General features: G+C 41.5%; 12 protein-coding genes. 3 read left to right on the top strand and 9 right to left on the bottom strand.

The genetic code is table 11. The features are described 5' to 3' along the window. Window positions 1–230: 230 nt before the first annotated feature. The gene (locus KXJ59_RS12000) at window positions 231–1,223 is read left to right on the top strand and encodes a sugar phosphate nucleotidyltransferase (RefSeq protein WP_295204903.1); all 993 of its coding nucleotides are present in this window, start codon (window positions 231–233) and stop codon (window positions 1,221–1,223) included. Window positions 1,224–1,365: 142 nt separating this feature from the next. Further along, window positions 1,366–2,310 carry a nitronate monooxygenase gene (locus KXJ59_RS11995; protein ID WP_295204901.1) on the top strand — a complete coding sequence of 315 codons (945 nt, stop codon included), beginning with the start codon at window positions 1,366–1,368 and terminating at the stop codon, window positions 2,308–2,310. Window positions 2,311–2,392: 82 nt separating this feature from the next. On the opposite strand, the gene KXJ59_RS11990 is transcribed toward KXJ59_RS11995, so the two are convergent. From KXJ59_RS11990 to dprA, 8 genes are all read right to left on the bottom strand, one after another. Beyond that, complete coding sequence (locus tag KXJ59_RS11990) at window positions 2,393–2,881, bottom strand: DinB family protein (RefSeq protein WP_295204899.1); 489 nt, start codon at window positions 2,879–2,881, stop codon at window positions 2,393–2,395. Between the two features lie 7 nt (window positions 2,882–2,888). Further along, the gene (locus tag KXJ59_RS11985) at window positions 2,889–3,644 is read right to left on the bottom strand and encodes an SDR family NAD(P)-dependent oxidoreductase (protein ID WP_295204897.1); all 756 of its coding nucleotides are present in this window, start codon (window positions 3,642–3,644) and stop codon (window positions 2,889–2,891) included. A 105-nt stretch (window positions 3,645–3,749) separates the two neighbouring features. Continuing rightward, the gene (locus KXJ59_RS11980; protein ID WP_295204896.1) at window positions 3,750–6,380 is read right to left on the bottom strand and encodes a PKD domain-containing protein; all 2,631 of its coding nucleotides are present in this window, start codon (window positions 6,378–6,380) and stop codon (window positions 3,750–3,752) included. Window positions 6,381–6,613: 233 nt separating this feature from the next. After that, the gene (locus tag KXJ59_RS11975) at window positions 6,614–9,214 is read right to left on the bottom strand and encodes a gliding motility-associated C-terminal domain-containing protein (RefSeq protein ID WP_295204895.1); all 2,601 of its coding nucleotides are present in this window, start codon (window positions 9,212–9,214) and stop codon (window positions 6,614–6,616) included. A 35-nt stretch (window positions 9,215–9,249) separates the two neighbouring features. Then, complete coding sequence (locus KXJ59_RS11970) at window positions 9,250–10,137, bottom strand: alpha/beta hydrolase (RefSeq protein WP_295204894.1); 888 nt, start codon at window positions 10,135–10,137, stop codon at window positions 9,250–9,252. Continuing rightward, entirely contained in the window at window positions 10,134–11,693 is a 1,560-nt protein-coding gene (lnt, locus tag KXJ59_RS11965; RefSeq protein ID WP_295204892.1) for an apolipoprotein N-acyltransferase, read from the bottom strand. Before lnt ends, KXJ59_RS11970 begins: the two co-directional genes overlap by 4 nt. An 86-nt stretch (window positions 11,694–11,779) precedes the next feature. Then, window positions 11,780–13,279, bottom strand: coding sequence for an IMP dehydrogenase (gene guaB, locus KXJ59_RS11960; protein ID WP_295204890.1), 1,500 nt, complete (start codon window positions 13,277–13,279; stop codon window positions 11,780–11,782). Window positions 13,280–13,404: 125 nt separating this feature from the next. Next, window positions 13,405–14,505: a DNA-processing protein DprA gene (dprA, locus tag KXJ59_RS11955; protein ID WP_295204888.1), complete on the bottom strand. Its 1,101-nt coding sequence runs from the start codon at window positions 14,503–14,505 to the stop codon at window positions 13,405–13,407. A gap of 97 nt (window positions 14,506–14,602) precedes the next feature. On the opposite strand from dprA, the gene KXJ59_RS11950 reads away from it, so the two are divergent. Further along, window positions 14,603–15,301, top strand: a complete 699-nt coding sequence (locus KXJ59_RS11950; protein ID WP_295204886.1) for a GLPGLI family protein — start codon at window positions 14,603–14,605, stop codon at window positions 15,299–15,301. Here the strand turns inward: KXJ59_RS11950 and KXJ59_RS11945 are convergent, their stop codons facing one another. Next, window positions 15,302–17,221 (bottom strand): OmpA family protein, encoded by a 1,920-nt coding sequence (locus KXJ59_RS11945; RefSeq protein ID WP_295204885.1) that lies wholly within the window; start codon window positions 17,219–17,221, stop codon window positions 15,302–15,304. Window positions 17,222–17,259 lie beyond the last annotated feature (38 nt).

Below are 17,259 nucleotides of genomic sequence, written 5' to 3'. Positions count from 1 at the left end.
GCCACAAGCTACAAGTTTCAAAGGGAAGGAGTAAGTGTTTGTTGTGCACATATACACCTGTCAAACATGTAGCTTGTGGCTTCCGACTTGAAGCTTACTTTTAAGTGCCTAAATTTCCACAATACTTGTCCAATGACCAGATTTTCCTATTTTCGACCTCTTGATGAAGTGTCATATTTACATGATTAACCAAAGAACAGTGTGCCCTGATTCATCAAAATAAACCTCCCATGAAAGCAATCATACCTGTTGCGGGTGCTGGAACCAAACTCAGACCCCATACTTATACACAGCCCAAGGCCCTGATACCTATTGCAGGAAAAACGATCCTTAGTTATATCGTTGACCAGTTAAGAGAAGCAGGTATCAATGAATTTATTTTTATTGTAGGTTATTTGGGAGAAAAAATACAGGATTATGTAAAGCAGACTTACCCCGATATGGTAGCTCATTTTGTGTACCAGAATGAACGACAGGGTACAGGTCATGCAATAGAACTCACAAAAAATATTGTAGGTAACGATGAAGTGTTTGTTGCCTTGGGTGATACAATCTGTGAGTATGATGTAAAAGAAGTAGTGAACAGCCCGTATAGTATGTTGGGTATTAAAAAAGTAGACGACCCAAGAAATTTTGGTGTGGCTTCTGTTGGAGATGATGGATTTATTGAACAGGTTGTAGAGAAACCATCCATTCCAAAAAGTAATATGGCATTGGTAGGTTTATATAAAATCAAGGAAACTGATTTTCTGTTTGAATGTCTGCACCATATTTTTATGCAGGATATTAAAACCTATGGCGAATACAATCTTACTGATGCATTGGACTGCATGATTAAGCGTGGTGCCAAATTCCAGTCTTTTAAAGTAAAGAACTGGTTCGACTGCGGTAAGAAAGAAACATTGTTGGAAAGTAATGCCACATTACTCAAAAAATTTGGAGGTAATATTATTGGCCAGCATGAATTTAAAGACACTATTATTATTCCGCCCGTAAGCATTGCTCCTGGCTGCGATATTTCTAATTCAATCATTGGTCCGCATGTGGCAATTGGTGCCAATACTACCATCAAACACTCTATCGTTCGAGACAGCATCATTGGTTCCTATACCAATTTGTACGAAGTAGTGCTCGACAATTCCCTCATCGGCAGCGACGCTTCCGTAAAAGGTTTGAGCAGAAGCCTGAATATTGGTGATAATACAGAGATTGATTTTGGGTAATTTGAGAATTTGAGAATTTGGAAATTTGAAAATGCCAGTGTTTTAACATGGCTGGGTGAAAATAAAATTGTCTAATTTGTAGGTTAAAAATCAGCAGATGCCTCCATTTCCAAATTTCCAAATTCACAAATTTCCAAATTAAATGAACCGCATCACAACTCTATTCGGAATCCGCTACCCCCTGATTCAAGCCGGCATGATATGGGCAAGTGGGTGGAGACTGGCCAGTGCTGTGAGTAATGCAGGCGGATTGGGTTTATTGGGAGCGGGAAGTATGTATCCTGAAGTATTACGTGAACATATTCAAAAATGTAAGGCAGCCACTGACAAACCCTTTGGGGTAAATGTGCCATTACTTTATGCGGATATTGAACAGTTGATGCAGATTATTGTGGACGAAAAAGTACCCATCGTTTTTACCAGTGCAGGTAATCCTAAAACATGGACTGGTTTTTTAAAAGAGAATGGTATTAAAGTGGTGCATGTAGTGAGTAGCAGCAGGTTTGCCAAAAAAGCCGAAGAAGCCGGATGTGATGCAGTGGTAGCTGAAGGGTTTGAAGCCGGCGGACATAATGGAAGAGAAGAAACCACAACAATGGTACTTGTTCCTGCTGTATGTGCAGCCGTTACAATTCCTGTTATAGCGGCAGGTGGTATTGCTACCGGGCGGCAAATGCTCGCAGCAATGGTTTTGGGTGCCGATGGTGTTCAGGTGGGTAGTCGTTTTGTATGTACACCGGAAGCCTCATCTCATTTGGCTTTTAAGGAAGCAATTGTGAAAGCACAGGAAGGCGATACACAATTGGCCATGAAAAAAGTAGTGCCTGTACGGTTGTTAAAGAACAGGTTTGCAGAAGAAATTAAAGAAGCTGAATTACGTGGTGCTTCAGAAGAAGAGCTAAAAAATATACTGGGCCGTGCCCGCGCCAAAAAAGGAATGTTTGAAGGAGATATGAATGAAGGCGAACTCGAAATAGGACAGGTGAGTGCGTTGATACATGAAATTAAACCTGCGGGGGAGATTGTTGAGGAAATAATTAAAGAATTTGGAAATTTGGAAATTTGGAAATTTGGAAATTCGTTTTAATAAGAGACTATTTATTATATCTTCATATGCCTATATTTAGAGCTAAGTTCATACTCCTGTCATCTCCAAATTTCCAAATTATTTAATCTGCTGCTGGTAAATTATAAGCCTCCCATTCTTCAGCATTAGGACCATAAATACCGGGAACTTTCAGACCTGCCATTCTCATTAAAACGGTTAGTTGTCCTCTGTGGTGTATTTGATGTACTACTGTTACCCATAAGGCAAAACCCTTTTTCCAGGTTTCACCATACATGGGTGTTTCTTCCAGTAAAGTCTGATCATTCCATTGATTGATGGCTGTTTGTACCTGATTGACAGCACTCGTATAAGCATCAATCATTTCCTGAACAGTATGATATTCCTGTTTTTTAAAATCAACCGGCAGACCCGCTTCAAATGGAATACCATCTGCACAGGCGATAATGTGGTTCGCTATTCTTTTGATGTTGCGATAGTCGCCAAATGAACTAGTCTGTAAACTTTCATCTGTGAACATTTTCAGACACTGTAGTGTAGCATCAGATTCGGATGTCCATACTTCTTTAAAATGATTGATACTGGAAAACATCGTAAAATTATTTGTGTAAGTAAAGAGAATTAGCCTGCGATAAACAGGTTACAACCAGATCATTGATACATACATGTTCTGGCAAGGTGGCAGTATAGTAAGTGATATCAGCAATATCTGCTGCCTGTAGTGCTTTATAGCCATCATAAACAGCATCGGCTTTAGCATCATCACCTTTGAATCGTACAATAGAAAATTCTGTTTCGGCTGCACCCGGGTGAATGGCAGTTACTTTAATACGGTAAGGTAAAAGATCAATACGCATTGCTTTGCTGATGGCATCTACGGCATGTTTGCTGGCACAATAGGCATTACCATCTTTATACACTTCCTTACCTGCTGTTGACCCGATATTGATGATATGTCCTTTTTTGCGCTCTGTCATAAAGGGTAAAACAGCTTTTGTTACATACATCAAACCTTTAACATTGGTATCAATCATTGTATCCCAGTCATCGAGATTTGCCTGTTCAAAACTGTCTCTTCCCAATGCAAGCCCGGCATTATTTACCAGTACATCAATATTTTTCCATTCTTGTGGTAATGCCTGAAGGGTTTTTGTTACTGTTACCCGATCCTGTACATCAAATACCAGCGGTAATACTTTAATGGGATTGTTCTTTTCAAGGTCAGCAGCAATTTCATGTAAACGATCAGCTCTTCTGCCCGTGATGATGCAGTTCCATCCTGCGGCGGCAAATTTGTAGGCAATGGCTTTTCCAAAACCGGAACTGGCACCGGTGATGAGAATGATATTGTTCATGAAGCAAAGATAAGGGAGTTAATAGTCCATGGTCCATAGACCATAGCAGGGAATTAATTGTTTATTACTATGGACTATGGTCTATAGTCTATGCCCCGAACCTCACTACCTTATCAGTACCAAAGTTCCTTTCTTATAAATACGGTTACCTAACTGATCGGTTCCAATGGCTTCGAATACGTAAGTGCCTGCAGGTTGCTGTACACCACTGTAACTGCCGTCCCAGCCCTTGCCAAACTGTGAAGTAGCAAACAGTAGTTGTCCCCAGCGGTTAAATACCCTGAAATGTTGCAGTTGCGCAATACCTACACCAACAGGTCGGATAACATCATTTCGTCCATCACCGTTTGGCGTGAATGCAGAAGGTACGTAGAGGTCTGGTCCGTTTTTGAAAACACGCACAATCACATCATCCTCCGCAAAACAACCACCTGTTCCACTTACACGTGCGATATAGCGAATAGAGTCTACTGTTGCAGGTAAAGTAGCAATAGGCGCATCGGTTGTTGGGTCATCTAAACCGGTTGTGGGACGCCACAAATAACTGGTGCCGCCCGTTGCAGCTAATTGTATGGGTCTTCCCGCTACTACAAAAGTATCCCGGCCTGCATAAGCATTTACAGGAGGCGTAACGATAATAGTAACAGTATCGGAAACAGGACGGTCGCAGCCAATGGTATCTATGGCTGTTAACACATACTGTGTGGTTCTTGAAGGTCCGGCAATCGGAAACAGGGTATTGGCATTGATCATTGAACTGGTGGGCGACCAGGCAAAACCGGCACCTACAATGCTGCCTGATAATTGAACCCTGTCGCCGAAACAAATAATGGTATCATTATTTACCCTGGCCTCTGGGTAAGGTGCTACCAATACAAAAACAGAATCCCTGTCCTGACACCTGCCCAGGTTAGCCGTAACATAATACATGGTATTGGTTAAAGGCTGTACCAATGGATATTTTGTGTTGGCTGTAATAGTTACACCTGTAGAAGTGGTCCATTGATAACTGAGTGCATCACTTACCGGGCTTAGTGTAAACTGATCGGTTCGGCAGATGGAAGTATCCAGCCCTAATTCAACATCAATAAAATCGAGTACGTTAACGGTGACGGTATCTGTATTGATACAGCCATTATCATTTACTGTTACCACATACCTTGTAGTATCAACAGGGTACACCAATGGATTGGGTGTGTTGCTGCCCGACATTCGGGCAATACTGGCTGATCGGTCGGGCACCCACGCTACAGAACCGTTGCCCACAGTGGCATTGAGCCGGAGGGTATCGATACTGCAGATTAAGGTATCTCTGAATGCCAGGTTAACAATAGGTCGGTCTAAAATAGTAACTGTCTTTACAATGGTATCTACACAGCCCTTGCTGTTACTGGTAATCAGTCTTACCTGAACGCTTTGGGGGCTACTGTATCTCCAGGCAGTATCTTTTCTGGTAGAGGTATCGGCAGTACTTGTTAAATCACCGAGATCCCAACGCCAGCTATTTACTACGCCGTATGCGGTGGTGGTGGCATCAATAAAATTATAGCTATTGATATAGCAGGTACCCTGTACATTGAAATCAGGCGTAAAACCCGGATAAACACGTACCTGTGCAGTAGTGGAATCCTGACAACCACCTGAGCTCGTTACTTTTAGTTTTAAAGTATAGGTACCCGTATCTGAATAAGTATGTGTAGGAGTTGGACTGGAAGAAACAGGCGCATTGTTTTCACCAAAATCCCAGAGATAGCCGGTGATATTAGAACTGGTAGATTCATTCTGAAAATTCATGGTGAAACCATCGCACGTGATATAGTTTGGTTTAAGACTGGCTCCTGCTAAAGTACAGTTGCCAACAGTAATATGAATTTCTTTTCGTGTTGAGCCAATCAATTCACCATTTCTGTATTCTTCAACGCATACTGCTACAACATAATCACCTACGATTGAAGGGGCAATACCGGTGATAAGTCCTGTGTTCCGATTAATAGTTACTGTTGGACCCATCGGACTGTTTCCTGAGTAATTGGAAAAATATGGAACACTCGGATATGGCGGATTACTGGGTGTTACAGGCTTGGCTTCAGTTGTAGGTGTATTTACACCGTCACAAAAGGAATATGCAAGGCTGTCACCGTCTGCATCTGAGGCACCAAAGTCAAAAGTAAAGGGGGCGTTGAAACATATCAGCGCGGTATCTCTCTGAACAAAAACAGGGTTACTATTCGCTGAATAGTCTACTCCATTGATGATACCTGCAATTTTGGTTGTATATGTAACACCTACAGACCCTGAGTTACTTACGTTGGCTATGCCATTAATACGACAGCATCTTTGTATTGCAAGTGTATAGCCGCCATTAATATTAGGTAGCTCAACTGTTGTTACATAATTATCAATTCTGAATCTGACAAGTGGATTTGGTGGTCTTGGGTTTAGACATAAATCATAATCTGTTTTAGAAGGAAAATCAGTGCTCGTAAGATTCACATTTATTGTTTGTACTGTAGCATTGGTTAATCCATTGAATATTCCGATTGCAACAAATGCATCAACCTGTCCCGAAGTTGAATTAAAATCAAGGTATTGCCTAACAGTGATTTGATATCGTGATGAATTGGCACTTTGACCTGGACCCAGGTATTCATATTGAATCCATCCCCCTTTCAGGTGAGCAGCTTCAGCAGAGCCTGCAATAAAACAAATGAATAATAAAATGACTAATTTCTTCATGAATTGATCCGGGCAATACCAGTTAGACGTTTGTTGATTGAGCCGTGAAAATACAACCCATCTCACATGCAAAATCGCTAATATCTGTTTTTAACGGGTTTACAACACCTGAACAAGATAAGAACCGGGAGAATTTTGCTGCTTTGTTTGTCAAATAATCAACCGATGATGGGTTTTGACATACAATTTACCGGGATCGTTGCTTCCGATCGTTACAAAGAATGAGTTGACTGTTAACGGATTAATACCACTGTTCCTTTCTTAAACACAGTTTTGCCAGCGAAATCTGTACCCTGTACCATATAAACATATGTTCCCGACCCCTGTTTCAGCCCCTTAAACGAGCCATCCCAACCCTCTCCCTGTTCACTCGTGGTATAGAGGAGTTGTCCCCAGCGGTTATATATCCTGAAATACTGTAGTTGGGTAATACCAATGGTTATAGGTTTGAAAATATCATTTGTACCATCGCCATTGGGTGTAAATGCGTTTGGTACAAGAATATCAGGTCTTCCTTTGTATATCCTTACTTTTATATCATCCTCACCATAACAACCACCGAGATCGCTTACACGAAGCCGATAAATGATAGAATCCACATCATCGCCCAATTGAACAATGGGGTTTAATATGCTGGTACTGCTCAATCCCAAACCCGGCGACCATCTGTACTGATTTCCCGATGAAGCAATGGCCTGTAACTGTAATGGTTGATCTGCAACAATGGTTGTATCTCTTCCTGCATTAACCTGTATAAGGGGAATTACATTGACGCGAACAGAGTCGGTAACAGTTTTCGGACAACCGGAAAGTGTATCTCTTACCGATAATGTGTACAAGGTGCTTTGTGATGGTCCGGCAAGTGGATTAAGTGATGATGTATTGAATAAAGATGTTGTAGGCGACCAACGGTATTGTGTACCTGTAAAAGTTCCATTCAATTGTACGCGGCTGCCATAACAAATAATGGTATCTCTTGTGAGAATATCTACCCTGGGATATGGTGCTACCCGAATCGTTATCTGGTCAGTGGCCTGACATCTTCCAAGGTTTCCTGTAACGGTATAAGTTGTATTGGTTAATGGTCTGGCAAGCGGATTCCTGCTGGCAGGATCGCTGAGTGAAGCAGCCGGTGTCCAGGCAAAAGAACTGGCAATTGTATTCGGTCGCAATACAATGGCATCGGTCTGGCAAATACTGGTATCGGGGTCTAATTGTACGGTAATGAAATCAACCACATTTACGGTAACTGTATCTGTATTGACGCAACCATTTTCCACCATGGTTACAATATATCTCGTAGTGTCTTTAGGAAAAACAATCGGTCGGTTGGTATTGGGGGCGAGTATATTAGAATTGGGTAACCAGCTAAATGTACCGGCTCCGCTAACAGGAATCAGTAAACTGTCGACACTGCAAATAACAGTATCTCTAAAAGGTAATGCTATCAGGGGTCTATCTCTGATCGTAATAGCTTTACGGGCGCTGTCGATACATCCTTTACTACTCTCAGATACGAGTGTTACGAACACACTCATCCCTCCCCGTGCATATTTGTAAGAAGGGTTTTTGAGGGAAGACGTATCTGCTAAAGAAGTATCAACACCAAAATTCCATTTCCATTTATTGACAACGCCATATACGGTGGTAGTAGCATCGAGAAAAAGGTAAGGGTTTTGAAAACAATTACCGGCACTGTTGAAATCAGTGTTAAAACCGGGATATACCAATACCTCTGTACTATCTGTGCCGATACAACCTTCAGGTCCTGTTACCGTTAAACGGGCCATGTATTTTCCGGTGTCGGCATAAACAAATGTGGGCGTTGCCTGTGTAGAGAAATTATTGGGCGAAGATGGAACACCAAATTCCCACGCATAAGAAGTAATGGCAGATGAAGTAGAACCATTCTGAAATAACACCGTATTATCATCACATTTAATGATTTTGTCAGGAAGATCAGCTTCAATTAAATCGCAGTCATCTACTTTCAGGATAAAATCTTTACGGTGTTCTGCAATGGCATTGCCATTGCGCCATTCAGTAATACATACACTTACTACATATTGTCCACCTGGCGGAGCCGTACCGGAGATGATTCCTGTAATTGGGTCAATACTTACTTTATCGCCCAGCGGCTGACTTCCATTAAATGGAGAGGCATAGGAGAGTGGTTCCAGCGAAAGTGAACGCGGTACTGCAGTATTATTACTGCCACTCGCAGCAGTAAAACCTTCACAGAAAGAATAAGTAAGTTCATCTTTATCGGCATCAGTGGCACCAAAATCGAGTACGAATTTTTTATTGGTGCAAACTAGTGCCGTATCCCGAACACGAAACTGTGGACTGCTGTTGTGTTGTCCTTCAGGTAATGACGCTGTTCCGGGAATACGTGTAATATAATTACTGCCAACACTGAGTGGAGTGGCAAGATTGGAAATACGATCTATCCTGCAACAACCCAGTCTTGACAATACATAACCATTCTGGTTATTGGCAAGTGAAATAACATTGGTATAAATAGCTACTTCATAACATACTTCGGGGTTTCCAACCAAACATTGAAACAATTCAGTTTTTAAACGCAGTCTGCTTACACTGCCTTGCATGGGTAGTGATAATTCATATGCGAGAACACTGTTGTCGTATATGCCCACATTCACTCTTTCGTTTTCGAGTAAAGGACCAGGAGAAGAGCATTCACGAAACAGGCGAAGGGTAATACGATAACTACTTGTATTGGGAGAAGAACCAGTGCCCAGGTATTCGTAATACAATTCACCACCAGCTACGTGACGGGCTATAGCTGGTAATGTAATCAGCAGCAAAAACATTATGAAGAAAAGTTTCTTCATAAAGAAGAGGTGAACTATTGATGAATAAATGAAATAAGTAATTCATTGAGCCTTTCAGTTGATTCCCACATGCCCATATGTCCTACACCGTCCAGTATATGAATATACGATATTAATGGAAGATGCGTTTGCTGTAATACATCATTCAATGGTGCTGCTACATCTTCAGTACCCATAACGAATAAAACAGGCAAGGGGTTGCTTTTTAATACCTCTGTTCTGTCGGGGCGGTTCATCATGGCATAATAGTAAGCCTGTAATGATGGGGTAGACAAACCGGCGGCCTGTTTAATCAATTGTTCAACAGCTTCAGGATTATTTTTTTTGAATGCTTCACCGAAAAGGTTGGGAATGGTTGTTTTGAGAAATGAATATCCACCATATTGTTCCATGAGTTCAATACCTCTCATGCGGTTTTTTTTCTTCTCCTCACTGTCTGCAAATGCAGTAGAATGAATCAACCCGAAACCTCTGAGCAATCTGGGATATTTTTCTGCAAATGCCAGTGTAATATATCCCCCCATACTATGACCGAGTAGATAGCAGGAAGAAATGTTTTCTTGTATTAGTAAGTGGTAAATGGAGTCGGCGAGATCATCAATAGAAGGCGTGACAGGTGAAACGTGAGACGTGAGGCGTGAATTGGTTTGCTGCTCTTCATTCGCCTCCAACCGGAGTCCTTTGGGCATTAACCATTCACCTTTCACTATTGACCACAATGAGTTCCCCGTTCCGGGTAAATCAGGAATAATTAATTGGCAATGATGCTGTAAAAGGGCAACCTGCCTGTTCCAGATACTACTGTCTTCGCCAAAGCCATGTAATAAAACCAGGGGCTGGCCTTCACCATATATTTTATAATGCAGTGTACCACCAGACCAGTTGCAGCTTTTCTGAATCATTTTTTATTGTTTGTGAAACGGTCTTTTATTTTCCAAAGAATAAATAAAATACTGATGAGTGATGCCAGTTTGTATAAATAATCACCCCATCGTACATAAAAAGTTTCTCCGCTTACCACCGGTACCGCATATTTAATGGTACTCATTTTATGCCAGGGTTTACTGTCACGGATAGAACCAGTTGGATCTATTACAGCTGATATGCCTGTATTCGCACTTCTGGCTACCCACTTTCTTGTTTCAATGGCTCTTAACCGGGCATATTGTAAATGTTGTTTATGCCCCGGTGTATTACCCCACCATCCATCATTGGTCATAATGGTGAGTATGTTCGCCCCTTTCTTAACATATTCTCCAACATATTCACCATATACACTTTCATAACAAATAATGGGAGCGGCGATATAGTTATTTCCTGTTGCTGAAAATGTGGCAGCCGATTCAGATCTTCCATACCCACCCGTTGTACCACCAAACTGTTCAAAAACAGGTGCCAGGAAATTGAGAAATGTAGGTAATGATTCTACACCAGGCACCAGCTTGCTTTTATTATAAAAAGAAAGAGCCTGCCCGTTACGAATATGTACTGCAGCATTGAATGCATCATAGTAAGTGCCGTCACCGGCTTCTCTGGCAGTAGCTGTTATTTTTTCTGTGCCATAGTTTTTAAATGTTTCAATACCGGTAACAAGACTGAGCGATGGATTTTGTCTGCTGAATTCAAACACTGCCTGATAATAGAGGTTGTTACCGATATTGCTTTGCCAGTCTGCAATACTCATGGCTGTTTCGGGCCAGATAACCATTTTTGTATTACTGTCGATGGCTTCTTTGGTTAAGTTGAGTAGCGATTGAATTTGTTCTGCGCCTGTACCAGCATTGAATTTACCGTAGGGGTCTATATCTGGCTGAACGATTACTATATTATCAGTGCCCGTTTCTTTTGATAGTGTTGGTTTCAATAAATAAGCGATCAGTAAAGGAGAAGCCAGTAAGAATAATACACTCAATGCCATTTTTTTATTGAAGGATTTCTGTTGATACGACAGCCATAATTCATACAATAAAATATTAACGAGTATCACCCATAAAGTTCCCCCCTGTACACCTGTGTATTCATACCATTGAATGCTGTCGGGATAAGATGCAAACACATTACCCAATGTGAGCCATGGCCAGCTGAGTTGCCAGTTGTGATGAATATATTCGAAACACATCCAGAAAGCAATAAGTGAAATATAACCTGCATTTTTTCCTTTCTTTTTTATATGAAAATAACCCCACCATGGAAAAGTCATCAGCATGCTGTTGAACATAATGGCGGCGATGGTACCTATATCGGTTGAGTTCCACATCCACCAGGTAGTGCCACTATTCCAGATCAGCAATGCAAGAAAGGAAAGGCCAAAAAAACCAGAAGCGGTACGGGCGCGTTCAGCAACCATCAGTAAAGGTATCCATGCAATAAAAATCAAAGGCAGTAATGGCGATACAGGCCATGCGGCAAATAACAATAACCCGCTTGTGATGCTTAATAAGAGGACTGATTTTTTCAAACCGGAAATTTTAGAGCCTAAGTTCGGAATAAAAAAGAAAAGAGCGTCTTATAAAAGGGACGCTCTTTTTATGGCTGTATTATTTTTTACTTACGACTGTAGTTCGGCGCTTCTTTTGTGATATCAATATCATGTGCATGGCTTTCTTTCATACCCGCATTTGTAATTTTTACAAAAGTGGCTTGCTGTAATGCCTTGATATTTCTGGCTCCACAATAACCCATACCTGCTCTGAGTCCACCTACATACTGGTAAATAATTTCACTGAGGTTGCCTTTATAGGCTACGCGACCTTCAATTCCTTCAGGTACAAATTTTTTGATATCATCTTCCACATCCTGAAAATAACGGTCGCCACTGCCCTGGCTCATAGCTCCCAGGCTACCCATGCCGCGGTACTCCTTGAATTTTCTGCCTTCATAAATAATGGTATCACCCGGACTTTCCTGAACACCTGCAAATACACTTCCCATCATGACCATATTGGCCCCTGCTGCAAGCGCTTTTACCATATCGCCTGTATAACGAATGCCACCATCGGCAATTACGGGGATACCTTTTGTCTTTAATGCATGGGTGGCTTCCATGATGGCGGTTAACTGTGGTACACCTGCGCCCGCAACAATACGGGTAGTACAAATGGAACCAGGACCAATACCTACTTTCACGCAATCGGCACCTGCTTCTGCCAATGCTTTGGCACCCTCTGCCGTTCCTACATTTCCTGCAATGATCTGTAGGCTTTTAAAATTCTTTCTCAAAGCTTTCAAAGCTTCCATAACGCCTTTGCTATGTCCGTGAGCACTATCGAGTGTTACCACATCTACGCCTACATGTTGTAAAGCGGCGGCACGATCCATTAAGTCGCGGGTAATGCCTAATGCAGCACCTACCAATAAGCGACCCAGATTATCTTTTACCGCATTGGGGAAATTGCGCAACTGAAGAATATCGCGGTAAGTAATCAGTCCAATCAGTTTACCCTGTTTATTCACAACAGGTAATTTCTCAATTTTATAAGAGCGTAATATTTTCTCAGCTTTTTTCAGATCGGTACCCTCAGGTGCAGTGATGAGGTTTTCTTTCGTCATCACTTCTTTTACCTTTCTTTTTTTATCTGTTTCAAAACGCAGGTCGCGATTGGTGAGAATACCCACCAGTTTCTGCCCCGCATCTACAATAGGAATACCACCAATTTTATTTTCTTTCATCAGCTTTAATGCATCGCCGATGGTGGCATCTACCAGCAGTGTAACCGGATCGATGATCATGCCACTTTCACTCCTTTTTACCTTACGAACCTGGTCTGCCTGTTTTTCAATACTCATGTTTTTGTGCAGAATGCCAAGTCCGCCTTCACGTGCCAGCGCAATGGCCAAACCGGCTTCTGTAACGGTATCCATAGCCGCGGACAGAATGGGTACATTGAGCGTAATAGCTTTTGTTAACTGGGAACGGATATCAACTTCGCGGGGAAGTATTTCGCTGTAAGCCGGCATCAGCAGTACGTCATCGAAGGTGAGCCCTTCGCCAAATAGCCTGGAAGCGGCAGCGGTGTTACGGGGAGAAGATTTTCTTGTTGCCATGTGCAAAGATAGTGTGGCAGGTATATTGAGTCCAAAAAATGATTTGGGGTATGGTTAATAGTCCATGGTCCATAGTCCATAGTAACTCCATTGACTATGGACCATGGACTATTAACCATCAACTATTAGCTCACCCTGTAATATTTCCCCGGAAGCGGAATAATAATATTCTGTAGCTCAAGATTTAATATGGCGGCGGCTAATTCGGAACTGCTGAGCCGGCTTTTGAGGTAAATTTCATCTATATGCATACTGTCATGCTCTTGCAGGAGTGATAAAATAATTTGTTCATTCGTGGTCAAGTCATAGAATAATTTTTTCTCTGTAGTTTTTTTCTTTTTTATTTCGAGCCATCCCATAGTCTCCAGAAACTGTGTAGTGTTAATGAATGCCGTTGCTTTATTGTCGGTTATCAACTGCAGACATCCGGTGCTTCTAAAATCGTTGATGCGACCGGGTAAAGCAAATACATCGCGGTTATATTGAAAGGCAAGATCGGCCGTAATCATACTGCCTCCTTTGATGGCCGTTTCTATAATAATGGTAGCATCAGCCATTCCCGCTACAATTCTGTTTCGTTGAGGAAAATGATGTCTGTCGGGTAACTCATGGTATAAAAATTCTGTGAGTAATCCACCCTGTTCAATCATCTCCTGCGCCAGCGAACGGTGTAACCTGGGATAGATGGTCTGAAAACCATGTGCCAGTACACCAATGGTTGGAATTTGTTGTTGTAAAGCAGTTTTATGTGCAATAGCGTCTATGCCATAAGCGAGCCCGCTGATGATCATCACCTGATAAGGCAATAAATCTCGTATAAGCTGTTCTGTAGCCCATCGACCATATTCTGTATGGTGTCGGGTACCAATAATGCTGATGGTTCTGGTATGATTAAGGTTTGCGCGACCCCGGTAAAACAATAATAAGGGGGCATCTGCACAATTGCGTAATCTTTTCGGGTATTCCTCATCAGTGATAAAAAGCAGCTGTATTTTTTTATCAGCAATAGCCGTTAATTCAGTTTCAGAACCATGGTGGTCTTTGAATTTTTTTATTTGCCCTGCTCTGTATTCACCAATACCATCTACTACAGCCAGTTCTTTTAACCTGGCATTGAATATGGCAGTGGCAGAACCAAAATGTTCCAGTAATAACCTGGAGAGGATATTTCCCAGATCGGGCACTCTGGTAAGTGATAACAGATAGATATGTTCCTGTGTATACATCCCGACAATGTCTTGATTTTACCAATACAGAAATCAGGTATTTATACGTAGATTTTTACGCTAAAATCATATTATTGTATTCTTAATACGATTTTCAATGCGCTGTTTGTTTATAATAATTTTTATTGTTGGTTGTGCCCGCCTTCAGGCGCAAAATCAGCAACCACCATTTGCTGTACGATATATATCGGGTTACTTAACAGATAATGATTCATTCCAAATTTCTTCGTTTATAAAAAAGCATCGGTTTCATCCCGCTCCAAACTATGAGTTGGTGGTTACAGATACAGCTGCCTATATTCACGCTTATCAAAAAGAAAGGGAAAGGAATGAAAACCCGCTTGGCTCTGTTTTTCGCTCTCATAACCTGTATATCGATTTCAGGTTAAAAAAAGAATTCAGGCAATCTCAGCCATGGAATGCAGGCAGGTACCAGGTTGAAGCTACCTATCGAGCACAACAATTTGATTTATTAAAAGATTCGATGGTGATTTTAGGCTATACCTGTTATAAAGCGGTGCCTGTTAATAAGACACAAGCAGGACAAACACATTTCTGGTATGCACCTGCCTTGCCTTATGCGGTGTCTATGTATGGATTTACTGGTTTGCCCGGCCTTGTATTGGCGCAAGAAACATGGAGTCACCACATCAGATCGGTAATCATTGCAGAACGGATAGAACCTGAAACCAGAAAACTAATTAAGCCCAAAAAAGGAACACCGATTGGAGCATTAGAATTTGAGCGATTACTGAGTGACTTAAGAACTAATTTTTATCTTAGGTCTTTATATTGATTACAAACTTGTAACCGTAAAACTTGTTCTTCTGTTCTTCGCTCTCCCGCTTTCTGAATTGTTATCGGCAATGGGTTGTGTATCGCCATAACCCTTGTAAGATAAACGTGTATGATCAATTCCTTTACCCATCAAATAATCAACAATGGCTTTTGCGCGATTGGTGGAAAGTGTAAGATTATCTTTCGGATTTCCGGTATTATCGGTATGACCACTGATTTCTACTTTCAGCGTAGGGTTATCCTGTAATACCTGTACCAATTGCTGAAGCTCAACCAACCCGTTTGCTGGTAATTCAAAACTGTTGGTAGCAAATAAAATATTGTTGAAAACAAAACTGGCATTTATCTGAACAGGGTTTAGTTCAATATCTTTTTTATAGGTACTGTCGGCTTCTTTCCGGTTCAATGCATATACTTCACTATAAAATAAATACCCTTTCCTGTTTACTGTGAATGTATAATCTTTTCCAGTAGGTAGTGTTACAAGATAATCTCCCAGTTCATCGGTCTGCACTTTCATCAATACCAGGTTACTGTTATTGTTTGTTAACTCAACAGTGGAAGGAATGCCTTGTTTGGTTTTTGCGTCTGTTACTTTTCCTTTCACATATAAAGTTCGATTGGGTCTAATATTGGGACGAAGCTGAAAACTATACAAATCAAGGTTGCCACGGCTATCACTTCTGTCGCTGGCATAATATGCGGTTAAGCCGTCGGCCGATACGGCCAAACTTCCTTCATTCTCTATGGTGTTGATTGGGTAACCTAAGTTTTCAGGCGCGCCCCATTCTCCTTTTTCATTTTTACGAAGTACAAAAAGATCAGAATTACCATATCCCGGCAAACCATCGGATGTATAAAAAAGCGTCTGGTTATCGGCATGAATAAAAGGAGCCAGTTCATCACCGGCAGAATTTATAGACGGGCCCATATTAACAGCCTGTGACCAGCGACCATTGGGTTGGCGAACAGACATATACAAATCTCTTCCACCATAACCTCCCGGACGATTGCTACTGAAATAAAGTACTCTTTTGTCGGGGCTCAATGCAGGTGAACTTTCCCAGAATTCGGTATTCACTGTATTACCTAAATTTTGTGGTTCACTCCATCCCTGTGGAGTGTATTGTGAGAGATAGATATCATATCCTCCTAAACCCGGTCCCGATAAATTGCCCGCAAATAATAACCATTCACCATCCTGCGAAACTGTAATGGCTCCTTTTAATGGTTCAATATTTATGTCACCTTCAATAAGTGAAGCTTTGCCAAAACTTTTGTTGGTGATGGAACTTTGCATAAAATCTTCACGTTGGTCACCTGTTCTCCGGGTATACACAAGTAAACTATCGGTTACCGTAACAGATGGATAATATTCTGATCGTGGTCCGTTTACACTATCCCCTAAATTTATCGGTGCAAACTGGTAATCGGTTACCGGATGCTGCTTTGCATACTGAATGGCAAACTGATAAGTTGCTTTCCGGTATTGGGCACTTTTAATTCCACGCTCGCTCAGGTTGGGAATGGATAGAAAAGAATTTACTGCAGAGAGTGCTTCTTCAAACATGCCCAACCCGGCAAGGTTGATGGAATAGGGGAGATGATATACATTGAAATAGACCGGGTCTTTTGATTTTGCTTTTTGATACAGACCAACAGAACGTTGGTATTGTTTCAGTTCGCCCATGGCCCCTGCAAGCGATAAATAGGCATCAATAAAATTGGAATCGATAGTAATACAATCCAGTAAAACAGGCACTGCATTGCGCGTGTCGCCATCTTTTAGTAAGCTGATAGCTTCTTCATAACGTGCAAGCGCATTGGGTTTAACTTTATCAGGATCATATCCCTGTGCTGTAACGTTGAGCGCAATAAAAAAGGTCAGCAGACCGATGATGATATTCCGGTTTTTCACGTTTGAAAGTTCGGAAAAAACAATGGAGCAGCTTGTTA

This window comes from Sediminibacterium sp. (assembly GCF_019264485.1).
Taxonomy (GTDB): domain Bacteria; phylum Bacteroidota; class Bacteroidia; order Chitinophagales; family Chitinophagaceae; genus Sediminibacterium.
Note: the sequence above shows the minus strand (reverse complement) of the source record. Positions and strands in the feature narration are given on the sequence as shown.